9 protein-coding genes are annotated in these 17,525 nt (G+C 72.6%); 3 read left to right on the plus strand and 6 right to left on the minus strand.

Going from position 1 to position 17,525, the window contains the following annotated elements:
• Both ACHBTE_RS12700 and ACHBTE_RS12705 read right to left on the minus strand, forming a co-directional pair.
• Positions 1–1,271 (minus strand): hypothetical protein (locus tag ACHBTE_RS12700; RefSeq protein WP_394723829.1); only part of this gene is annotated, 1,271 nt, incomplete at its 3' end.
• Between the two features lie 715 nt (positions 1,272–1,986).
• Positions 1,987–2,793: an aminoglycoside adenylyltransferase domain-containing protein gene (locus tag ACHBTE_RS12705; RefSeq protein WP_394723831.1), complete on the minus strand. Its 807-nt coding sequence runs from the start codon at positions 2,791–2,793 to the stop codon at positions 1,987–1,989.
• Positions 2,794–3,130: 337 nt separating this feature from the next.
• Here ACHBTE_RS12705 and ACHBTE_RS12710 point away from each other — a divergent pair, with 337 nt between their 5' ends.
• Positions 3,131–3,643, plus strand: coding sequence for a hypothetical protein (locus tag ACHBTE_RS12710; protein WP_394723832.1), 513 nt, complete (start codon positions 3,131–3,133; stop codon positions 3,641–3,643).
• Positions 3,644–3,785: 142 nt separating this feature from the next.
• Here ACHBTE_RS12710 and ACHBTE_RS12715 read toward each other — a convergent pair whose 3' ends face one another.
• Complete coding sequence (locus ACHBTE_RS12715) at positions 3,786–7,160, minus strand: pyruvate carboxylase (RefSeq protein ID WP_394723833.1); 3,375 nt, start codon at positions 7,158–7,160, stop codon at positions 3,786–3,788.
• 140 nt (positions 7,161–7,300) lie between these two features.
• On the opposite strand from ACHBTE_RS12715, the gene ACHBTE_RS12720 reads away from it, so the two are divergent.
• Together ACHBTE_RS12720 and ACHBTE_RS12725 are read left to right on the plus strand one after the other, a co-directional pair.
• On the plus strand, positions 7,301–9,376 hold the full coding sequence (locus ACHBTE_RS12720; RefSeq protein ID WP_394723835.1) for a SpoIIE family protein phosphatase: 2,076 nt from the start codon (positions 7,301–7,303) through the stop codon (positions 9,374–9,376).
• Between the two features lie 173 nt (positions 9,377–9,549).
• Positions 9,550–11,970 (plus strand): SpoIIE family protein phosphatase, encoded by a 2,421-nt coding sequence (locus ACHBTE_RS12725; protein WP_394723837.1) that lies wholly within the window; start codon positions 9,550–9,552, stop codon positions 11,968–11,970.
• 55 nt (positions 11,971–12,025) lie between these two features.
• Here the strand turns inward: ACHBTE_RS12725 and ACHBTE_RS12730 are convergent, their stop codons facing one another.
• The 3 genes from ACHBTE_RS12730 to ACHBTE_RS12740 form a co-directional block, all read right to left on the minus strand.
• On the minus strand, positions 12,026–12,595 hold the full coding sequence (locus tag ACHBTE_RS12730; protein WP_394723839.1) for a flavin reductase family protein: 570 nt from the start codon (positions 12,593–12,595) through the stop codon (positions 12,026–12,028).
• A 160-nt stretch (positions 12,596–12,755) separates the two neighbouring features.
• The gene (locus ACHBTE_RS12735) at positions 12,756–14,267 is read right to left on the minus strand and encodes a PqqD family protein (protein WP_394723840.1); all 1,512 of its coding nucleotides are present in this window, start codon (positions 14,265–14,267) and stop codon (positions 12,756–12,758) included.
• Positions 14,257–17,478, minus strand: a complete 3,222-nt coding sequence (locus ACHBTE_RS12740; RefSeq protein WP_394723843.1) for an amino acid adenylation domain-containing protein — start codon at positions 17,476–17,478, stop codon at positions 14,257–14,259. Before ACHBTE_RS12740 ends, ACHBTE_RS12735 begins: the two co-directional genes overlap by 11 nt.
• Between the last annotated feature and the right edge of the window lie 47 nt (positions 17,479–17,525).

Below are 17,525 nucleotides of genomic sequence, written 5' to 3' on the forward strand. Positions count from 1 at the left end.
CGGGTGACAGGGGCCGTGTCCCGGGTGACAGGGGCCGTGTCCCGGGTGACAGGGGCCGTGTCCCGGGTGACAGGGGCCGTGTCCCGGGTGACAGGGGCGGTGTCCCGGGTGACCGAGGCGGCGACCGGGGGGACTGGGGCGAGGGAGCGGACGGCGCCGTGCAGACGGGCGAAGACCTCGGGGGGCATGCTCTCGACCCGGTCCAGGATCGCCGCGGCCCGGGCGTCGGTGGCGCGCGCCTCGCGCTTCTCCTCGTCGGTCAGCAGCAGCGTGCGCAGGCTGAGGATCTCGTCGATCTCGGCCGCGTCGTGCAGGTCTCCGGGACTCTCCGGGGCCACCTGAGGGTGGTCGGGGAGGATGATCGGGGCGGACAGGAGGACGGCCGCGGTGCCGGGTGTGCCGCAGGCGTCGGCGCCGGGTGTGCCGCCGAGGACCGGGAAGGTGAACTCGTTGCGGCAGGCACGCGCCTGTGCGGCGAGCTCCGCGGGCGGGTCGATCAGCGAGACGAACTCCACGCCGTCACCGCCGATCACGGTGTGGGTGGCGATGAGGGCACCGCGCAGAGCCTCGTCACGCGTGGCGCCGGATTCCGGCGCGGCGCCCGTGTTCGCGGTGCGTACGCGGAGACGGACGAGGTCCGCGTCAAGCGGCTCGGCGGCGACGGTGATGTGCGCCGCCACCTCCTCGCGCCGCCGTTCCACGCGCCCGGCGTGTCCCGGCAGCGGCTCGACGTCCACACCGGCCGCCGCTCCCACCGGTTGGGTACGTTCGCTCCGCGGCAGGTCGGCCAGGGGGACGGTGACCTCGGCCTCGCGGGGCACCGCCTCGTCGAAGGTCAGGTGCACCGTGCCGTCGTCGGTGCGCAACGACTCGACGGCGCGGTGGCCGCCGCCCGGGCCGCTCGCCTCCATCACCTGTTTGCGCTGCATCTGGAGGTACCGAAGCCTCACCCGCACGCACGCGTCGGGGCGCCGGATCCGCAGCAGGCACTCGGTCTGCTGGTACCAGGAGTCGGCGGAGCCGGACAGACCCGGGACGACCGGACCGTCCGCTTCCACCCAGTCCCGGGGGAAGAGCACGCCGAACTGCCAGCGGACGCGGTTCTTGGCCGAGGACCGTCGGTAGGGGTAGAGCAGGTAACCCTCGTAGAGGACGGCGTCGGCCACGGCGCTCACCTGCTCCAGGACGCGCCCCAGTGGGCCCGGCGGCAGATCCGCGTCGCCCCTGGGGGCAGCGCAAGCCGTGCCGCCGTCAGCCAGTCCCTCGGACATCGCGCCTCCTCGCCGCCGTGTGCGCCGATTCCTTCCACCACGGTCACACCGCTCACTCCCCCTCGCCCCTCCGGCGCAGCCCCGCTGAGCCATTCGGGGGGCGGAGGGGACGACGGGTGCGGCCGGCGGGGGGCGGCGGCGTGTCCGGCAGGGCCGGAGTCCGGCGGGCGCCGCGGCCTGCGGTGCGAGGAACCGGGAATCGGAGGCGCCTTCGTGCCCGAGGCCATCGGGGCGCGGGGGACCGCGCGACGAGCGACATCCGACCGGCCCTCGCGCACCGATCTCGCGCCCTGAGACGCGGGCGCCCTGCGGTGCGGGCGAGCCGAGGGGTCGCGGGCGCCCTGCGGTGCGGGCGAGCCGAGGGGTCGCGGGTGCCCTCCCGCGTCGGCGGAACCCAAGGGCCAGGGGCGCCTTGTCGTAGGCGAGTCCGAAGGGATGGAGGGCGCCGCTGCCTGCGGTACGGCCCGTAGGGCGGCAGCCGAACCGCCTCACCGACAAGGCACCGGGAGCCGCGCGTCGGAAGCCGGACGACCCCGCGCTAGGGCCTGTCGTCAAATTCCCGTCGTCCGCCCGCAGGGCGGGCCGCGCGGCGTCAGGTGCGTGCTCTCGGCGTGCCGGGCGCGGACCCTCGTACTGGTTGTACGTGGGTCTGCGACCGGTGCGGCGAGAGTGCGTGCATGGCGTCGCACGGCAGGCGGGAATTTGACGACAGGGCCTAGCCCCCAAGTTCCGCGGCGGCGGTCTCCTCGACGCGTTCGGCCGCCCAGGTCAAGAAGGCCCGCACGGCTGCGGCGGGCAGCGCGGCCGATTCGGTTCGTGAGGGGCGTTCGTAGCTGCGCAGTGCCGCTTCGACGAGTGGTCGGAACCGTTCCTCGGACGCCGCGACCGATTGCGCCGCCCGGCGTTTGGCCGCCCAGCCGCCCGTACGGCAGAAGTGCACGGAGCGGCAGCCGTTGAGGACCCGGTTGTCCGCGAGATGCCCTTCGCCGGCGCTGTGTTCACGGACCGAGGCGCGCAGCGCGGTGAGCAGGTCGGTGCGGGCGGGCTCGGCGATCACCTCCCGTGCCGGCCTGCCGTACAGCACACGTCCCGCCCGATGGGCGACGGAACGGTCGATGACGTACCAGAACGCCGGGGACTCGGCCGGGTCGAGGCTGACCTTGCCGGGCAGCGACGGACCGGTGTTGAGGTCCAGCAGGTACCCGGCCTCGCCGGACGGCCGGGCCGTGAAGCCCGCGTCGTAGACCACCAGTTCCAGCCCCGCCGCGGGGCAGGGCAGTGCGGGGTGAGCGAGGGCGGTGGCCAGGTCGGGCAGTGCCCGGCCGGGGAGTTGCCCGTCCACGACGACCGTGACGTCGGTGTCGCTGCGCCCGTGCCGGTAGTCGCCGAGGGCGACGGAGCCGACGGCGATGACGCTCACCAGGTGTGCTCCGCACACGGAGTGCGTGCGGTGGACGAGTTCCTGGAGGTAGGGGCGGAGTTCGGCCGGCAGGGAGAGCGGGTCCGCGGGAGTCCGGGTCATACCGACAGTGTGGATCCCGTCCGCCCGGAGGCCGGAAATCGCCGAATGCCCGAGAACATCCGCACGGGACACCGTGCCGTCGATCCCGGCGCATGCCGGATCACGCCAATGTCGGCATACGGCACTTCGCGGGCGGCGGGCGCTCGGGCAGCCGCGCGGAGCGCGAGCTTCCGCCCTGTGCCGTGCACGGATGCACCCTGAGCAGCGACTTCACATGGCTGCCACAGCGTCGCCACAATTGGCACACATTCGGCCGAACCGTGGCCCGGCCCCGCCCCGTGGGGCAGACGCCGTACCTGCCGCCTGCCTAGCCTCCCGGGCCATGCGATCACCACGTATGAGACGCCTGGGTCTCTCCACCGTCCTCGGTCTCCTGCTCGCCGTGTTCGGTCTGGCCCCCAGCGCGAGCGCGGCCGATCCCGCACCGGCCGCCCTGACGTTCTCCACCGACGCCGCCACCACGACGCCCGGCGGCACGGTGAAACTCTCGATGACGATCACGAACAACAGGACCTACGACGTCCTGTTCATCTACCAGACGATCGAGCCCACCTGGCTCACCACCCAGCGCCCCGACCTGAAGTACAGCTTCACCGGCTGCACCCTCGCCACGGCCGCCGACAGCACCCCCTGCGCCGGCACCGGGCCCAACAACCTCGGCCCGAACTACGGCGCCACCATCCCGCCCGGACAGAGCCGGACCGTCACGCTGACCCTCCAGGTCGCCGCCGACTCGGGCTGCAACGGCAACATCGGCTTCTACTCGTACTTCTACGCCGAGTTCAACGACGCGACGAACACCAGCGGCGGCCCGGTCTTCACACCGCAGACCCGGGTGCTCTGCGCCTGATCCGCACGGCGCCGCTGCAACTGGCGCTCCATCAGGAAGCGCTTGACACACCCTGCTTGACGCACCGTCAGGACACGGAACACCCCGCGCAGGTCTCTGTCTGCGCGGGGCGTTCGCGTTCAGCCGTGCCGGAGCCGGCGGCTCAGGCGAGTTCGACGAGCAGATCTCCGCCCTCGACCTGCTGGATGGGGTTGATGGCGAGACGGGCCACCTTGCCGGACTTGGCGGCGGTGATCGACGCCTCCATCTTCATCGCCTCGATGGTGGCGACCGTGGCCCCCGCCGCGACCTCGTCGCCCTCGGCGACCGTGAGCGTCACCACGCCCGCGAACGGCGCGGCGACATGGCCGGGGTTCGCCCGGTCGGCCTTCTCGGTGACCGGGACGTCCGAGGCGGCTGCGCGGTCGCGGACCTGGATCGGGCGCAACTGGCCGTTCAGGGACGACATCACGGTGCGCATACCGCGCTCGTCCGCGTCGCCGACGGCCTGCAACTCGATCAGCAGCCGCACCCCGCGTTCCAGGTCGACGCCGTACTCCTTGCCCGGGCGCAGCCCGTAGAAGAAGTCCTTGCTGTCCAGCACGCTGGTGTCGCCGTAGGTGTCGCGGTGCGTCTCGAACTCGCGGGTCGGGCCCGGGAACAGCAGCCGGTTGAGCGTCGCGCGCCGGTCCTTGGCGAGGCCCTCGCGGTCCTCGCCGCCCAGTTCCCGCACCGGCTTGGCCTCGGCGCGGCCCTGGAGCGCCTTGCTGCGGAACGGCTCCGGCCAGCCCCCGGGCGGGGTGCCCAGCTCGCCGCGCAGGAAGCCGATGACGGAGTCGGGGATGTCGAACCGGTCCGGGTCCGCCTCGAAGTCGGCGGGGGACACGCCGGCGCCCACCAGGTGCAGCGCGAGGTCGCCGACCACCTTCGACGAGGGGGTGACCTTCACCAGTCGGCCGAGCATCCGGTCGGCGGCTGCGTACATCGCCTCGATGTCCTCGAAGCGGTCCCCCAGGCCCAGGGCGACGGCCTGGGTCCGCAGGTTGGAGAGCTGGCCACCGGGGATCTCGTGGTGGTAGACGCGGCCGGTCGGCGAGGCCAGACCCGCCTCGAAGGGGGCGTAGACCTTGCGGACGCTCTCCCAGTACGGCTCCAGGTCGCCGACGGCCTGGAGGTCGAGGCCGGTCGGCCGGTCGGAGTGGTCCGTCGCGGCCACGATCGCCGACAGCGACGGCTGCGAGGTCGTCCCGGCCATGGACGCGACCGCCCCGTCCACCGCGTCCGCGCCCGCCTGGATCGCGGCGAGGTAGGTGGCGAGCTGGCCGCCCGCCGTGTCATGGGTGTGGATGTGCACCGGCAGATCGAACTCCCGGCGCAGGGCCGACACCAGCTTCGCGGCGGCCGGAGCGCGCAGCAGACCGGCCATGTCCTTCACGGCCAGGACATGCGCACCCGCGTCGACGATCTGCTCGGCCAGCCGCAGGTAGTAGTCCAGTGTGTACAGCCGCTCCGACGGGTCGGACAGGTCGGAGGTGTAGCACAGGGCCACCTCCGCGACGGCCGTGCCGGTCTCCCGTACGGCCTCGATGGCGGGCCGCATCTGGTCCACGTCGTTGAGGGCGTCGAAGATCCGGAAGATGTCGATGCCGGTGGCGGCGGCCTCCTGCACGAACGCGTCGGTCACCTCGGTCGGATACGGCGTGTAGCCCACGGTGTTGCGGCCCCGCAGCAGCATCTGGAGGCAGATGTTGGGTGCGGCCTCCCGCAGGGCGGCGAGGCGTTCCCACGGGTCCTCGGCGAGGAAGCGCAGGGCGACGTCGTAGGTGGCGCCGCCCCAGCACTCCAGGGACAGCAGCTGGGGCAGGGTGCGCGCCACGACCGGGGCGACGGCGAGCATGTCCTTGGTGCGCACCCGGGTGGCGAGCAGGGACTGGTGGGCGTCGCGGAACGTGGTGTCGGTGATGCCGATGGTCGGCGACGCGCGCAGCCAGCTCGCGAAGCCCTCCGGGCCCAGTTCGGCGAGCCGCTGCCGGGACCCGGGTGCCGGATCGCCGGCCGGGAGCGCGGGCAGCTTGGTCAATGGGTCGATCAGGTCGGGGCGTTCGCCGTGCGGCTTGTTGACGGTGACGTCGGCGAGGTAGGTGAGCAGCTTGGTGCCGCGGTCGGCGGAGTGGCGGGCGGTGAGCAGATGCGGGCGCTGCTCGATGAACGACGTGGTGACCCGGCCGGCCTGGAAGTCGGGGTCGTCCAGCACCGCCTGCAGGAAGGGGATGTTGGTGGCGACGCCGCGGATGCGGAACTCGGCCACGGCGCGCCGGGCCCGGCCGACCGCGGTGTTGAAGTCCCGGCCCCGGCAGCTGAGCTTGACCAGCATGGAGTCGAAGTGGGCGCTGATCTCCGTGCCGGCGTGGGTGGTGCCGCCGTCCAGGCGGATGCCCGAGCCGCCCGGCGAGCGGTAGGCGCTGATGCGGCCGGTGTCCGGGCGGAAGCCGTTGGCCGGGTCCTCGGTGGTGATGCGGCACTGGAGGGCGGCGCCGCGCAGGGTGATCTTCTCCTGGGCGAGCCCGAGGTCGGCGAGGGTCTCGCCGGCGGCGATGCGCAGCTGCGACTGGACCAGGTCGACATCGGTGACCTCCTCGGTCACCGTGTGCTCGACCTGGATGCGCGGGTTCATCTCGATGAAGACGTGATTGCCGTCGCGGTCGAGCAGGAACTCCACGGTGCCGGCGTTGCGGTAGCCGATCTGCCGGGCGAAGCGCACGGCGTCGGCGCAGATGCGGTCGCGCAGCTCCGGGTCGAGGTTCGGGGCGGGGGCGAGCTCGATCACCTTCTGGTGGCGGCGCTGCACCGAGCAGTCCCGCTCGAACAGGTGAATGACGTCGCCCTGCCCGTCGGCGAGGATCTGCACCTCGATGTGGCGGGGCTCGACGACGGCCTTCTCGAGGAAGACGGTGGGGTCGCCGAACGCGGACGCCGCCTCCCGGGAGGCCGCTTCGATGGCCTCGCGCAGCTGGCCGGGCTCCTCGACCCGGCGCATGCCGCGCCCGCCGCCGCCCGCGACCGCCTTGACGAACACGGGGAAACCGATGCCGTCGGCGGCGCGGACCAGCTCGTCCACGTCGTTGGACGGCTGCGAGGATCCCAGCACGGGTACGCCGGCCTCGCGCGCCGCGGCCACGGCACGCGCCTTGTTCCCGGTCAGCTCCAGGATGTCCGCGCTCGGTCCGACGAACGTGATGCCCGCCTGTTCGCAGGCCCGGGCCAGATCGGGGTTCTCGGACAGGAAGCCGTAGCCCGGGTAGACGGCGTCCGCTCCGGCGCGCCGGGCCGCCCGGACGATCTCCTCCACGGAGAGATAGGCGCGCACCGGGTGTCCCTGCTGCCCGATCTCATAGGCCTCGTCGGCCTTCAGCCGGTGCAGGGAGTTGCGGTCCTCGTACGGGAAGACGGCGACGGTGCGTGCACCCAGCTCGTAGCCCGCGCGGAACGCACGAATGGCGATCTCGCCGCGGTTGGCTACCAGCACCTTGCGGAACATCTTGATCCCTTCAGCCTGCCGGTGACGGAGCACCCATGGTGTCGGCGGTACCGCGTTCACGCCATGTGAGCCGGACCACTTGCGGCCTACGCTGTTCCTGAGCCCCATGTGGTCATGGGTGGTGTGAGCGAGGTGCCCTTATGACCAGCGCTAGTCACCGCGGTGCACGTGCCCGCGATGCGGTCGGCGAAACGCCGGACGGGGACACACCCGCGGCCGGGCACGCGGGGGTGTTCCAGGAACTGCTCCCCCTCGCCCTGTGGGTGGTCGACGGCGAGGGGCGCCTGGTGCAGTGGTCGCTGGCCGCACAGGACCTGCTGGGACACACGCCGGAGCAGATGGTGGGCCAGGACGCCACGCGCGTCCTGGTACCGGAGGAGAACCGGGAACTGGCCGAGCAACTGGCCGGGAGGGTGCTCGCGGGTGCGGCGGTGGTCGCCCGGCTTCCGGTCCGGCACCGTGACGGATCCCTCGTCGACATGGAGATGTGGCACTGCCCGATCGCGGACGCCCGGGGGCGCACGGGCATCCTGGCCATCGCGGCGGAAACGTCCGCCGTGGAGCGGATGCGGGACTCGCTGGCCGCGCTGGAGGGGCTCTTCACCCAGTCCCCGATCGGCCTGGCCATGCTCGGCCCCGATCTGCGGTTCCTGCGGGTCAACGAGGCCCTGGCCCGCCTGGACGGCCTCCCGGTGGCCGCGCACATCGGCAGGCGTGTGACCGATGTCGCCCCCGGTGCCGCCGCGCTGGAGACGGTGATCCGGGAGGTCCTGGAGCGGGGCGAGACGGTCGTCGACTTCCGCTACACCTCCGGCACGGGGGACCCGCAACGGCAGCGGACCTGGTCGTGTTCGTACGCCCCGCTGCTCGGTGGGGCCGGTCAGCGGCTGGGGGTGATCGCCTCGCTGATCGACGTCACGGAGGCGCAGCGGGCCCATGTGGAGGCGGAGCGGGCACGGCGGCGGCTGGCGCTGCTGGCGGAGGCGGGGACGCAGATGGGCTCCACCCTGGATCTGACGCAGACGGCGCGCGAGGTCGTCCGGGTGCTGGTGCCCCGGCTCGCCGACTCCGCCGACGTCCAGCTGCTGGAGGAGGCGATGGCCCCGGACGAGACCGCCGCGTCGGCGCACGGCGTGGTCCGCCGGGCCGCGGCGGCCTTCACCGATCCGGACGCGCCGGCCGATCACCTCGCGGTCGGCATGACCCTTCAGGTTCCGCCCGGCTCGGTGTACGAGCAGGTCATGAGCGCGGGGCGGCCCATGAACCTGTATCTGGCCGACATCGGTCCGCTGATCACCACGCCCGGCGCCGACCGGCTGCGCGAGTATCTGCGGGCCCGCGTGGGTGCGGCGCGGCTGATCCCGCTGGTGGCCCGGGGCACCGTGCTGGGCGCGGTGGTGGTCACCCGGACCCGCGACCGGGAGCCCTTCGACGACCAGGACATCCTGCTGATCGACGAGCTGGTGGCCAGGGCCGCGCTGAACATCGACAACGCCCGCATGTACAGCCGCGAACGTGATGCGGCGCTCACCCTCCAGCGCAGCCTGATGAGCACCTCCCTGCCGAGCGCCGGCGGCCTGGAACTCACCGGCCGCTATCTGCCGGCCGGCGATCACGAGGTCGGCGGCGACTGGTTCGACGCCATCACCCTCTCGCGCGGGCGGACCGCCCTGGTGATCGGGGACGTGATGGGGCACGGCATCCACGCCGCGGCGGTCATGGGCCAGCTCCGCACGGCGGTGCGCACCTTGGCGCGCCGGGACACCAGCCCCGACGAGGTGCTGCGCTCGCTGGACGCCACCGTGGCCGACCTCGGCGACAACGAGATGGCCACCTGTCTGTACGCCGTGCACGACCCGTTCGCCGGCCACTGTCTGATCGCCCGGGCGGGCCATCCGCCGCCCGTGGTCGCCGATGACCGGGGCAGGGTCGCCTTCCTCAGCGGACCGGCGGGACCGCCGCTCGGGGTGGGCAAGCAGGACTGGGAGATCCAGCGTCTGGTTCTCGCGCCGCACAGCCTGCTGGTGGCCTACACCGACGGTCTGATCGAGACCCGCGGCACCGACCTCGACCAGGGCATGCACCGTCTGGCCCAGGCCGTGCGCCGTCCCGGCCGTCCGCTCGCCGAGGTCTGCGACGACCTGCTGGCCCATGTCATGCCCGAGGTGGCGGACGACGACGTGGCGGTGCTCCTCGCCCGGGCGCTGCCCCCGTGACCCGGACACCGCCGGGCGCCCCGCGCGTCACTCGGTGCACCGTCCGGTCGCGCCGACGAGCCACCCGGAGCCGATACTGGAGTCAGCCACTGCGAAGACAGTCATGCGGAAGGGCAGGAAGGCCCCGCGGCGCCGTACGACGGGACCCGTGAACTGCGCGAGATGGGTGGGCGATGCACAACACATCCCCGACGTCGCTCAGCGAGAGCCCCGACGATCCGTTCTCGGTCCACCGATCCGCGTCGGCCGTGCTGGACGACGGCGGACGGATCGTCGCGTGGAGCGACCAGGCCACGGCGCTCCTCGGCTACCGGGCCGAGGAGGTGCTGGGCCGGTCGGTGCGCGAGGTCCTGGTGGAGACCGGTGACGAGGCCGTGATCGCCGAGGCCACCGCCGCGTGCATGCGGGAGGGCGGATGGTTCGGGCTGCTGCCGGTCCGCCATCGCGCGGGCCGCCGCGTGCATGTGGGGTTCCGGGCCCGGAAGGTGGACCGGCTGGACTCCACCGTCGAGTGGCTCCTCGTCGGCTCGCTCGCCGAGGACATCGTCCAGTGGGACATCGACCGGGCCGTCCTGGACGGGTTCTTCAGCCGGTCCCCGGTGGGTGTCGCCGTGCTCGGGCCGGATCTGCGGGTCCTGCGGGTGAACCGGGCGATCGCACGGTTCGGCGGCCCGCCGACCGAGGCGTACCGCGGGCGCCGTACCGCCGACTTCCTGGTCGGCCCGGACTCGGAGCTGATCGAGCGCCGTCTCCAGCGGGTTCTGGAGACGGGCGAGCCGATGATCTTCGCCGAGCAGCCCTGCCGGCTGCTGCGGGACCCGCGCCAGGAGCTCATCGTCTCCGTGTCGGCGTTCCGCATGCAGGACCCCTCCGGCAGGGTGCTGGGAATCACCGAGATCGTCGAGGACGTCACCGACCGCCATCGGGCCCGTCGGCGCCTCGCGCTGCTGAACGAGGCCGGCGCGAGCATCGGAAGCACCCTGGACGTGGCCAGGACCGCGCGGGAGCTGGCCGAGGCGGCGGTGCCCGCGCTCGCCGACGCCCTCTCGGTGGACCTGCTGGAACCGGTCACCCGCGGGGAGGAGCCGGCCCCGGAGGCCGTGGGCCCGCTGCGCCGGATGGCGGTACGCAGCATCCGGCCCGACGCGCAGCAGGTGATGTATCCGGTGGGCCATCTGTTCTCCTTCCCCGCGGACACGTCACCGGCGCGCTGCCTGGCCGAGCGCCGGCCGGTCCTGGAGCCGCTCCTGGAGGGCAACCAGGGCTGGTTCACGGCGGACCCGGCGCGGGCCGAGCGGGCGCTGGCGCTGGGGGTCCATTCGCTGTTGGTGGTGCCGCTTGCCGCACGGGGTGTCGTCCTCGGCCTGGTCTGCCTGTGGCGCTCGCAGCGGCCGGAGCCGTTCGAGCAGGACGACCTGACCCTGGCGGTGGAGTTCGCCTCCCGGGCGGCCGTCTGCATCGACAACGCGCGCCGCTACACCCAGCAGCACAACGCCGCCGAGGCGCTCCAGCGCAGCCTGCTGCCCAGTGAGGTCCCCGATCACCCGGCGGTCGAGACGGCGCACCGCTATCTGCCCGCGCGCACCTCCACCGGGGTCGGCGGCGACTGGTTCGACGTCATTCCGCTGTCAGGACTGCGGATCGCCCTGGTCGTGGGCGATGTCGTGGGTCACGGCATGCACGCCTCGGCGACCATGGGCCGGCTGCGGGCCGCCGTGCACACGCTGGCCCATCTGGACATGGCCCCCGAGGAGGTTCTCGCCCGGCTCGACGATCTGGTGGACCAGTTGGCCACCGAGCAGCGGGCGGCGGACGGGAGCACTCCGCGGATCGTGGGCGCGACCTGCCTGTACGCGATCTACGATCCGGTGTCCCGGCACTGTGCCATGGCACGCGCCGGGCACCCGCCGCCGACCGTGGTCGGCCCGGACGGCCGGATGCGCCCGATCGACCTCCCCGCGGGACCACCGCTCGGGGTGGGCGGGCTGCCGTTCGAGACGGCCGAGCTGGAACTGGACGAGGGCAGCCTGATCGCGCTGTACAGCGACGGCCTCCTCCGGGCCGATGACCGCGACGTCGACCAGGGTCTTGCGCTGCTGGGCTCCACGCTGGCCGGTCCGTTCCATTCGCTGGAGCACACCTGCAAGGCGATCGAGGACGCGATGCTGCCCGACCGCCCCGCCGACGACATCACACTGCTGCTGGCCCGCACCCGGGTGCTGGCGGCTCGGAACGTGGCCACCTGGCAGTTGCCGGCCGAGGCCACGGCGGCCGGCCGGGCCCGGTCGCTGGTGCGGGACCGGCTGGCCGAGTGGGGGCTGGAGGACTTCGCCTTCACCACCGAGCTGATCGTGAGCGAACTGGTCACCAACGCCTACCGGTACGCCGGCGGCCCGGTCCTGCTGCGGCTGATCCGGGACGGCCATCTGATCTGCGAGGTCTCCGACACCAGCAGCACCTCACCGCATCTGCGTCAGGCCCGCGGCACCGACGAAGGGGGACGCGGTCTGTTCCTGGTGGCGCAGCTGTCCGAACGGTGGGGCACCCGGTACGGCCGGAACCGGAAGACGATCTGGGCCGAACAACCGCTGTGATCCGGCCCTCTGCACGGGTCACGGCGGCCGGTCCCGGACGGCGGTCGAGCGGCGCTCACCGCTGGTCGTCGGCCGCCAGCCGCCGGAAGCGGCTGCCGTGGAAGACGAGGGGCGGTGCGTCCGGGTCGGTGCGCAGACGGTGGATCCTCAGGAGGGCGATTCTGTGGTCGCCGCCGGGCACCTCGGTGGCCAGGGAGCACTCGAACCAGGCCGAGGCCCCGTCCAGGAACACCGCGCCGTCCGGGGTGGCGCGCCAGGGCACGCCGGCGAACCGGTCCTGTTCCCGGTCGGCCAGGCGGCGGCACGCCGTGCCCTGGTCCTCGGCCAGGACGCTCAGCCCGAGCCGCCGCCGGCCGCGCAGCCTCGGCCATGTCGACGACGAGTCCGCGATGCACACCGACAGCAGCGGCGGCGCGATGGAGACCGAAGTGAAGGCGCTGACGGCCATGCCGACCGGCTCGCCGCCGACCAGACCGCACACGGCCGTCACACCGCTGGGGAAACACCCGAAGGCGTGCCGCAGCGTGCGGGCGTCCAGTTCGGCGGTGTCGAAGTCGACCGCCGGCGAACGGTCTCCCCCCGGCGAAGAGAGGTCAAGTACTGCGCGGGCTGCCGGTTCCGTCATCGTGCTTCCTCTCGACCGACCTGTGTGTGACCGAGGACCGTGGGCGTCGGCGCGGGGCGGCGAGCGGTACCGGCGAAGTGCTCGCGGCGCCGGTCGCCGCCTGCCGCCCGTGCGCCGGGACACGACGAAACGCCGTCGCCGGTCCCGGCGTACGCCTGACTCACCGTCCGGTGGCGAGCTGGATCACCTCCGGGCCGTCCGGGGACAGACGGGTGCGGACCTCCGCCTTGTGCGGGTCGCCCTCGAGGATGGCCGCCATCATGCTGGGGCCGCCCTTCGCCGAGAACTGCACCGCTTCCGCGTGGTAGAGCGTGCGCAGCCGGCTCAGTTCCAGACCGGTGAGCTCGGTCAGCCGCGGCACGAGTTCGGCCTCCGCCGGGTCCATCGGCTCGCCCTCGCCGTCCAGCAGCGAGCGCACGGTGTCCACCTGTCCGGCGAGCTGCGGCTGCTCGGCCTCCAGATAGCGCTCCAGGCGCTCCCCCTTGTCGGTGAACGGCGAGTGCAGCATGCAGACCAGCTGCTCCTCCGTCAGGCCGTACGCCTCCTCGGCGAAACCGCCGGCCACCGCGCGCATCCGGGTCGCCGCGTCGGGGCCGCGATAGCGCTGGCGCATCACCTCGATGAGGTTCTCCGGGAACTCCTTGACCCGCATGAGCGACTCGGCGAAGTCCACGTACTCGGCGAGGCCCTCGGCGTAGGCACGGCCGTGGACGCGCTCGGCCTTCAGAGCCCGCAGATGCGCCATGATCGTCGGGTTGCCGCAGTCGGACTCGGTGAAGCTGAAGGCGATCTCGTCGAACTCGAACTCGAGGAGCTCGGTGAGCAGCGCCCAGTGCTCCCCCGACGAGTAGCGGGTGTCGTCGAAGATGGAGAAGAACCGGATGTCCTCGGAGACCTCGCTGGTCACGGCCCGTTCGCGGATCTCGGCACTCGCGTCCGGTCCGTAGACCTCGGCGAAGTACGCCGACGCGATCATGTCGGTGTCCTGGAGGAAGCCGCGGAAGCCGGGTCCCGTACGGCGCCGCTGGTGCGGGTTCACCTTCCGGCTCAGGCGGCGGATCCACCAGCTGTAGGCGCGCTGTTCCTCCGGCGAGTCCCCGGTGATGATCACGTCGACGCCGGTGCCGTGGGCCGCGGCGGCGCCGAAGGAGTTGACCATGCTCAGGTTGCAGGCGTTGCAGAAGGTGGGTCGGGCCTCGCCGAAGGTGCGGTGCCCGGTCATCAGCAGATCGAGCCGGTTGCGGTCGACGATGGCCGCCGGCAGCGGCTCGTCACCCGCGAACGGTTTCACCACCGGGCCGTCGACCAGCAGCATCTCGCAGTCCGGGTCGCCGGTCATGCCGAGCGCGGTGTAGGCGCGGTCGATGTTGTCCATGACGGCCTGCGGCATGCCGGCATGCCGGTTGGTGGCCGAGCGCAGCTTGAACGTGGTGCCCAGCCGCGCGTACAGACACAACTGGACCGCCCGCACGAACGCCAGCGTGTACGAACTGTCCTTGCCGCCCCCGTACGCCACCATCACGACGTTGTCGGCGACCTGGTCGCGCGGCAGCGCCTCCTGGAGCCGGGTGGCGCACTTCTCCACCCCGGCCACATCGGTGTCGGACAGGGTCGACCGCAGCGCGGCCAGCACCTCCGTGCGGAGCCCGGCCTCCCTCGGTTCAACGGACATTGCGATTCCTCCTCTTCGCCAGCACGCCTCGGGCCTCCTGCCTGGAGCGCCCGAGCCCGGCGATCCCCGTGGTCGGCTCCCCCGGCCCGGTGCCACCGGCGAAGAACTCCGCCATGGCCCGGACGGTGGGATGCCGGAACAGCTCCGTAACGCCGACGTCGTTGTCGAACGCACCGCGCAGCAGTTCGCGCAGCCGGATCAGCAGCAGCGAGTTGCCGCCTGCTTCGAAAAAGTTCGTGGTGGCCCCGACCGGACGGCCCAGGACCTGCTCCCAGGCGTCGGCCACCTTCTGCTCCGCGGCACCGGTCGGCGGCTCGAGGGCCCGGGACTCGGTGTCCGGGGGCCCGGCGGCTGCCGGGCCGCTGAACATGTCCAGCACCTTCTTGCGGTCCAGCTTGCCGCTGACCAGCAGCGGCAGGGACGGGACGACCTTGATGACGGACGGCACCATGTAGCCGGGAAGGCGCTCCTGCAGTCCGGTGCGCAGCTCCTCGGCCTCGACCGTGGCGCCGTTCGCCGGGGAGATTGCCGCCACCAGCCGGTCGCCGCCCTCCCGTACGACCGCCGCGCAGGCCTCGCCCACGCCGGGGTGGGCCAGCAACGCCGCCTCCACCTCGCCGAGTTCGATCCGGGCGCCGCGCAGCTTCACCTGGTGGTCGGCGCGCCCCACGAACAGGATGCGGCCGTCGGGACCGTGCCGGACCAGGTCACCGGTCGCGTACAGGCGCTCCCCGCCCTTGGTGGAGAACGGGTCGGGGACGAAGCGCTCGGCGGTCAGGTCGGGCCGGTTGAGGTATCCCCGGCTGACGCCGGCGCCGCCGAAGTGGAGCTCGCCGACGACCCCGGGCGGCACCGGACGCATCGTCGAGTCCAGGACATAGGCGGTGGTGTTGTGCATGGGCCGGCCGAGCGGGATCGGCTCCCCGGGCCGTACCACGTTGTAGAGCGAGAACGTGGTGGTCTCGGTGGGCGCGCACATGTTGTAGACGACCTCGACGCCCGGGAGGTCGTACAGGTCGCGCAGGACCGACGGCGGCAGTACCTCGCCGTTGGAGAAGACGGTGCGCGCGGTCTCCGGCAGCCCGCCGATCTTGAGCAGTTCGGCCCAGATGGACGGCACGGCCGTGATGACGGTCGCCTTCTCGGCTCCCGGCGTACGGGCCAGGGCGAGCGCGTCCTCGGCGACGACCACCCGGCCGCCGCAGCCGAGCGCCGTGAAGATCTCCCACATGCAGACGTCGAAGGCGAGCGCGCTGATCAGCGGCACCACCTGCCACAGCTCGGTGCCGAGCTCCCGGTGCGCCCAGGTGATGATGTTGATCAGGTTGCGGTGTTCGAGGACGACGCCCTTCGGGCCGCCCGTGGATCCCGAAGTGAACAGGATGTAGGCGGCGTTGGCCGACACCACCGGCGAGGTGACGGGTCCGTCGGGCCGGTCGGCGAGGAGCCGGTCGCGGTCCTCCCGGTCCAGGCCGACCACACGCGCGCCGAGGCCGTCGAAGAGGGTGGTGCTGTCGGGATCGGCGAGCACCAGCGCGACCTCGGCGTCCGTGACCAGGGTGCGCAGCCGCAGCGTCGGCAGGGCTGCGTCCAGGGGGACGTAGACGCCGCCGGCCTTGAAGATGCCGAGCATCACGGCGAGCAGTTCCAGGGAACGCGGCAGATATACGCCGACCCGCACCTCGGGCCCGATGCCGCTGTCCCGCAGGAAGTGCGCGACGCGGTTGGCCTGGCTTTCGAGTTCCCGGTACGTCCAGGTCCGTTCGCCCGCCTGGGCCGCCACGGTGTCGGGGGTGCGCTGCGCCTGCTGCTCGACCAGCTGATGGATGCAGAGGTGGCCGGGGAAGTCGACGGAGGTGCGGTTCCACTCCTCGACGACCAGCTGCCGCTCCCGCGCGCCGGCCTGCACGAGGTGGGAGACCGTGGCCGAGGGGTCGTCGCCGATCCGCTCCAGCAGGATCTCCAGCCGGGCCAGCAGCCGGTCGATCGTCTCCGCGTCGAACAGGTCGGTGCGGTAGCCGAGTTCGGCGAACAGTCCGTCCGCGGTCTCCCGGAGGGTGAACTCGAGTTCCACCTTGGCGGTGGCGAGGTTCGCATAGCCGCCGGTGAACTCCAGTCCGGCCGCGCGGGTGGGCTGCCGGAGCGGCTCGTAGCCGAACAGCACCTGGTACAGCGGGTAGTAGCTGGGGTCGTGTGCGACGCCGAGCTCACGCAGGACGGCCTCGAAGTCCAGGTCGGGGTGGTCGTGCGCGTCGAGGACGTCACCGCGGGTCCGGGCCAGGATCTCGGTGAAGGGCTCGTCCGCGGCGAACTCGGTGCGCAGCACGACCGGTTTGGCCAGATAGCCGACCTGCCGGAGGCTGTCGACGGTGTCCCGGCCCGACAGGGCGGTGCCCATGACGACGTCCGGGGCGCCGTGCTGGTGCAGCAGGGTGGCGCAGGCCGCCTGCAGCACCATGAACATGGTCGTGCCGGTCCGGCGCGCCACGTCCTCCAACGGCGCCATGACGGTGGCGGGGATCGTCCTGGAGCGGCGCGCGGCCATGTGCCCGGTCCGTGCCGGGCGCGGGCCCTTGACCGGCAGCTCCATCACGTCCGGGGCGCCGGTGAGCCGCTTCGTCCAGTACGCCAGTGACTCGGCGGCGTCCTCCTGGGCCGCGGTCACCAGCCGCCGGCAGTGCGCGGCGTAGTCCGGCGGCGCGGGCAGCGGTGAGGGGCGGCCGTCGGCGAACGCCTCGTACAGGGCGGCCAGTTCCTCCTGGAGCACGCCGGCCGAGACCCCGTCGAAGACGCTGTGGTGCGTGTTGACGACGAGCCTGTGGGACTCCATGGCGAGGCGGAACAGCACCGGCCGGAACATGTGGCCGGCCGCCGGATCGAACGGCTCGCACGCGCTGTCGTCGACCAGCCGGGCCGTCTCCCGGGCCCGCTCCTCGTCGGGCAGCTCGGAGAGGTCCACGACGGGCAGCCCGACCGGCTCCGGCGCCCCGACGACCTGGACGAGCTCGCCGTCGACGGACCTCAGGGCCGTGCGCAGGGCGGGGTGCCGGGCGGCGATCTCGTCCAGGGCGCGCTGGAGGACCGCGACGCTCAGCGGTCCGTCGATGTCGATGGTGAACGGAAGGTTGTAGAAGGGGTCCTCAGGGCGCATCTGGGCCAGTACCCACAGGCGGCGCTGGGTGGCGGAGGGGGGAACTATCGCAGAGTCCATGGCAAGGGTGGCCTTCGGTTCGTCGTGATGGTTCGGCCGGGGGTGCG

Source organism: Streptomyces sp. M41 (assembly GCF_043673425.1).
Taxonomy (GTDB): domain Bacteria; phylum Actinomycetota; class Actinomycetes; order Streptomycetales; family Streptomycetaceae; genus Streptomyces.

Coding starts and splice junctions, on each gene's coding strand:
- ACHBTE_RS12735 (WP_394723840.1), bottom strand. CDS start 14,267: ATGTCCGTTGAACCGAGGGAGGCCGGGCTCCGCACGGAGGTGCTGGCC.
- ACHBTE_RS12740 (WP_394723843.1), bottom strand. CDS start 17,478: ATGGACTCTGCGATAGTTCCCCCCTCCGCCACCCAGCGCCGCCTGTGG.
- ACHBTE_RS12710 (WP_394723832.1), top strand. CDS start 3,131: ATGAGACGCCTGGGTCTCTCCACCGTCCTCGGTCTCCTGCTCGCCGTG.
- ACHBTE_RS12730 (WP_394723839.1), bottom strand. CDS start 12,595: ATGACGGAACCGGCAGCCCGCGCAGTACTTGACCTCTCTTCGCCGGGG.
- ACHBTE_RS12720 (WP_394723835.1), top strand. CDS start 7,301: ATGACCAGCGCTAGTCACCGCGGTGCACGTGCCCGCGATGCGGTCGGC.
- ACHBTE_RS12705 (WP_394723831.1), bottom strand. CDS start 2,793: ATGACCCGGACTCCCGCGGACCCGCTCTCCCTGCCGGCCGAACTCCGC.
- ACHBTE_RS12725 (WP_394723837.1), top strand. CDS start 9,550: ATGCACAACACATCCCCGACGTCGCTCAGCGAGAGCCCCGACGATCCG.
- ACHBTE_RS12715 (WP_394723833.1), bottom strand. CDS start 7,160: ATGTTCCGCAAGGTGCTGGTAGCCAACCGCGGCGAGATCGCCATTCGT.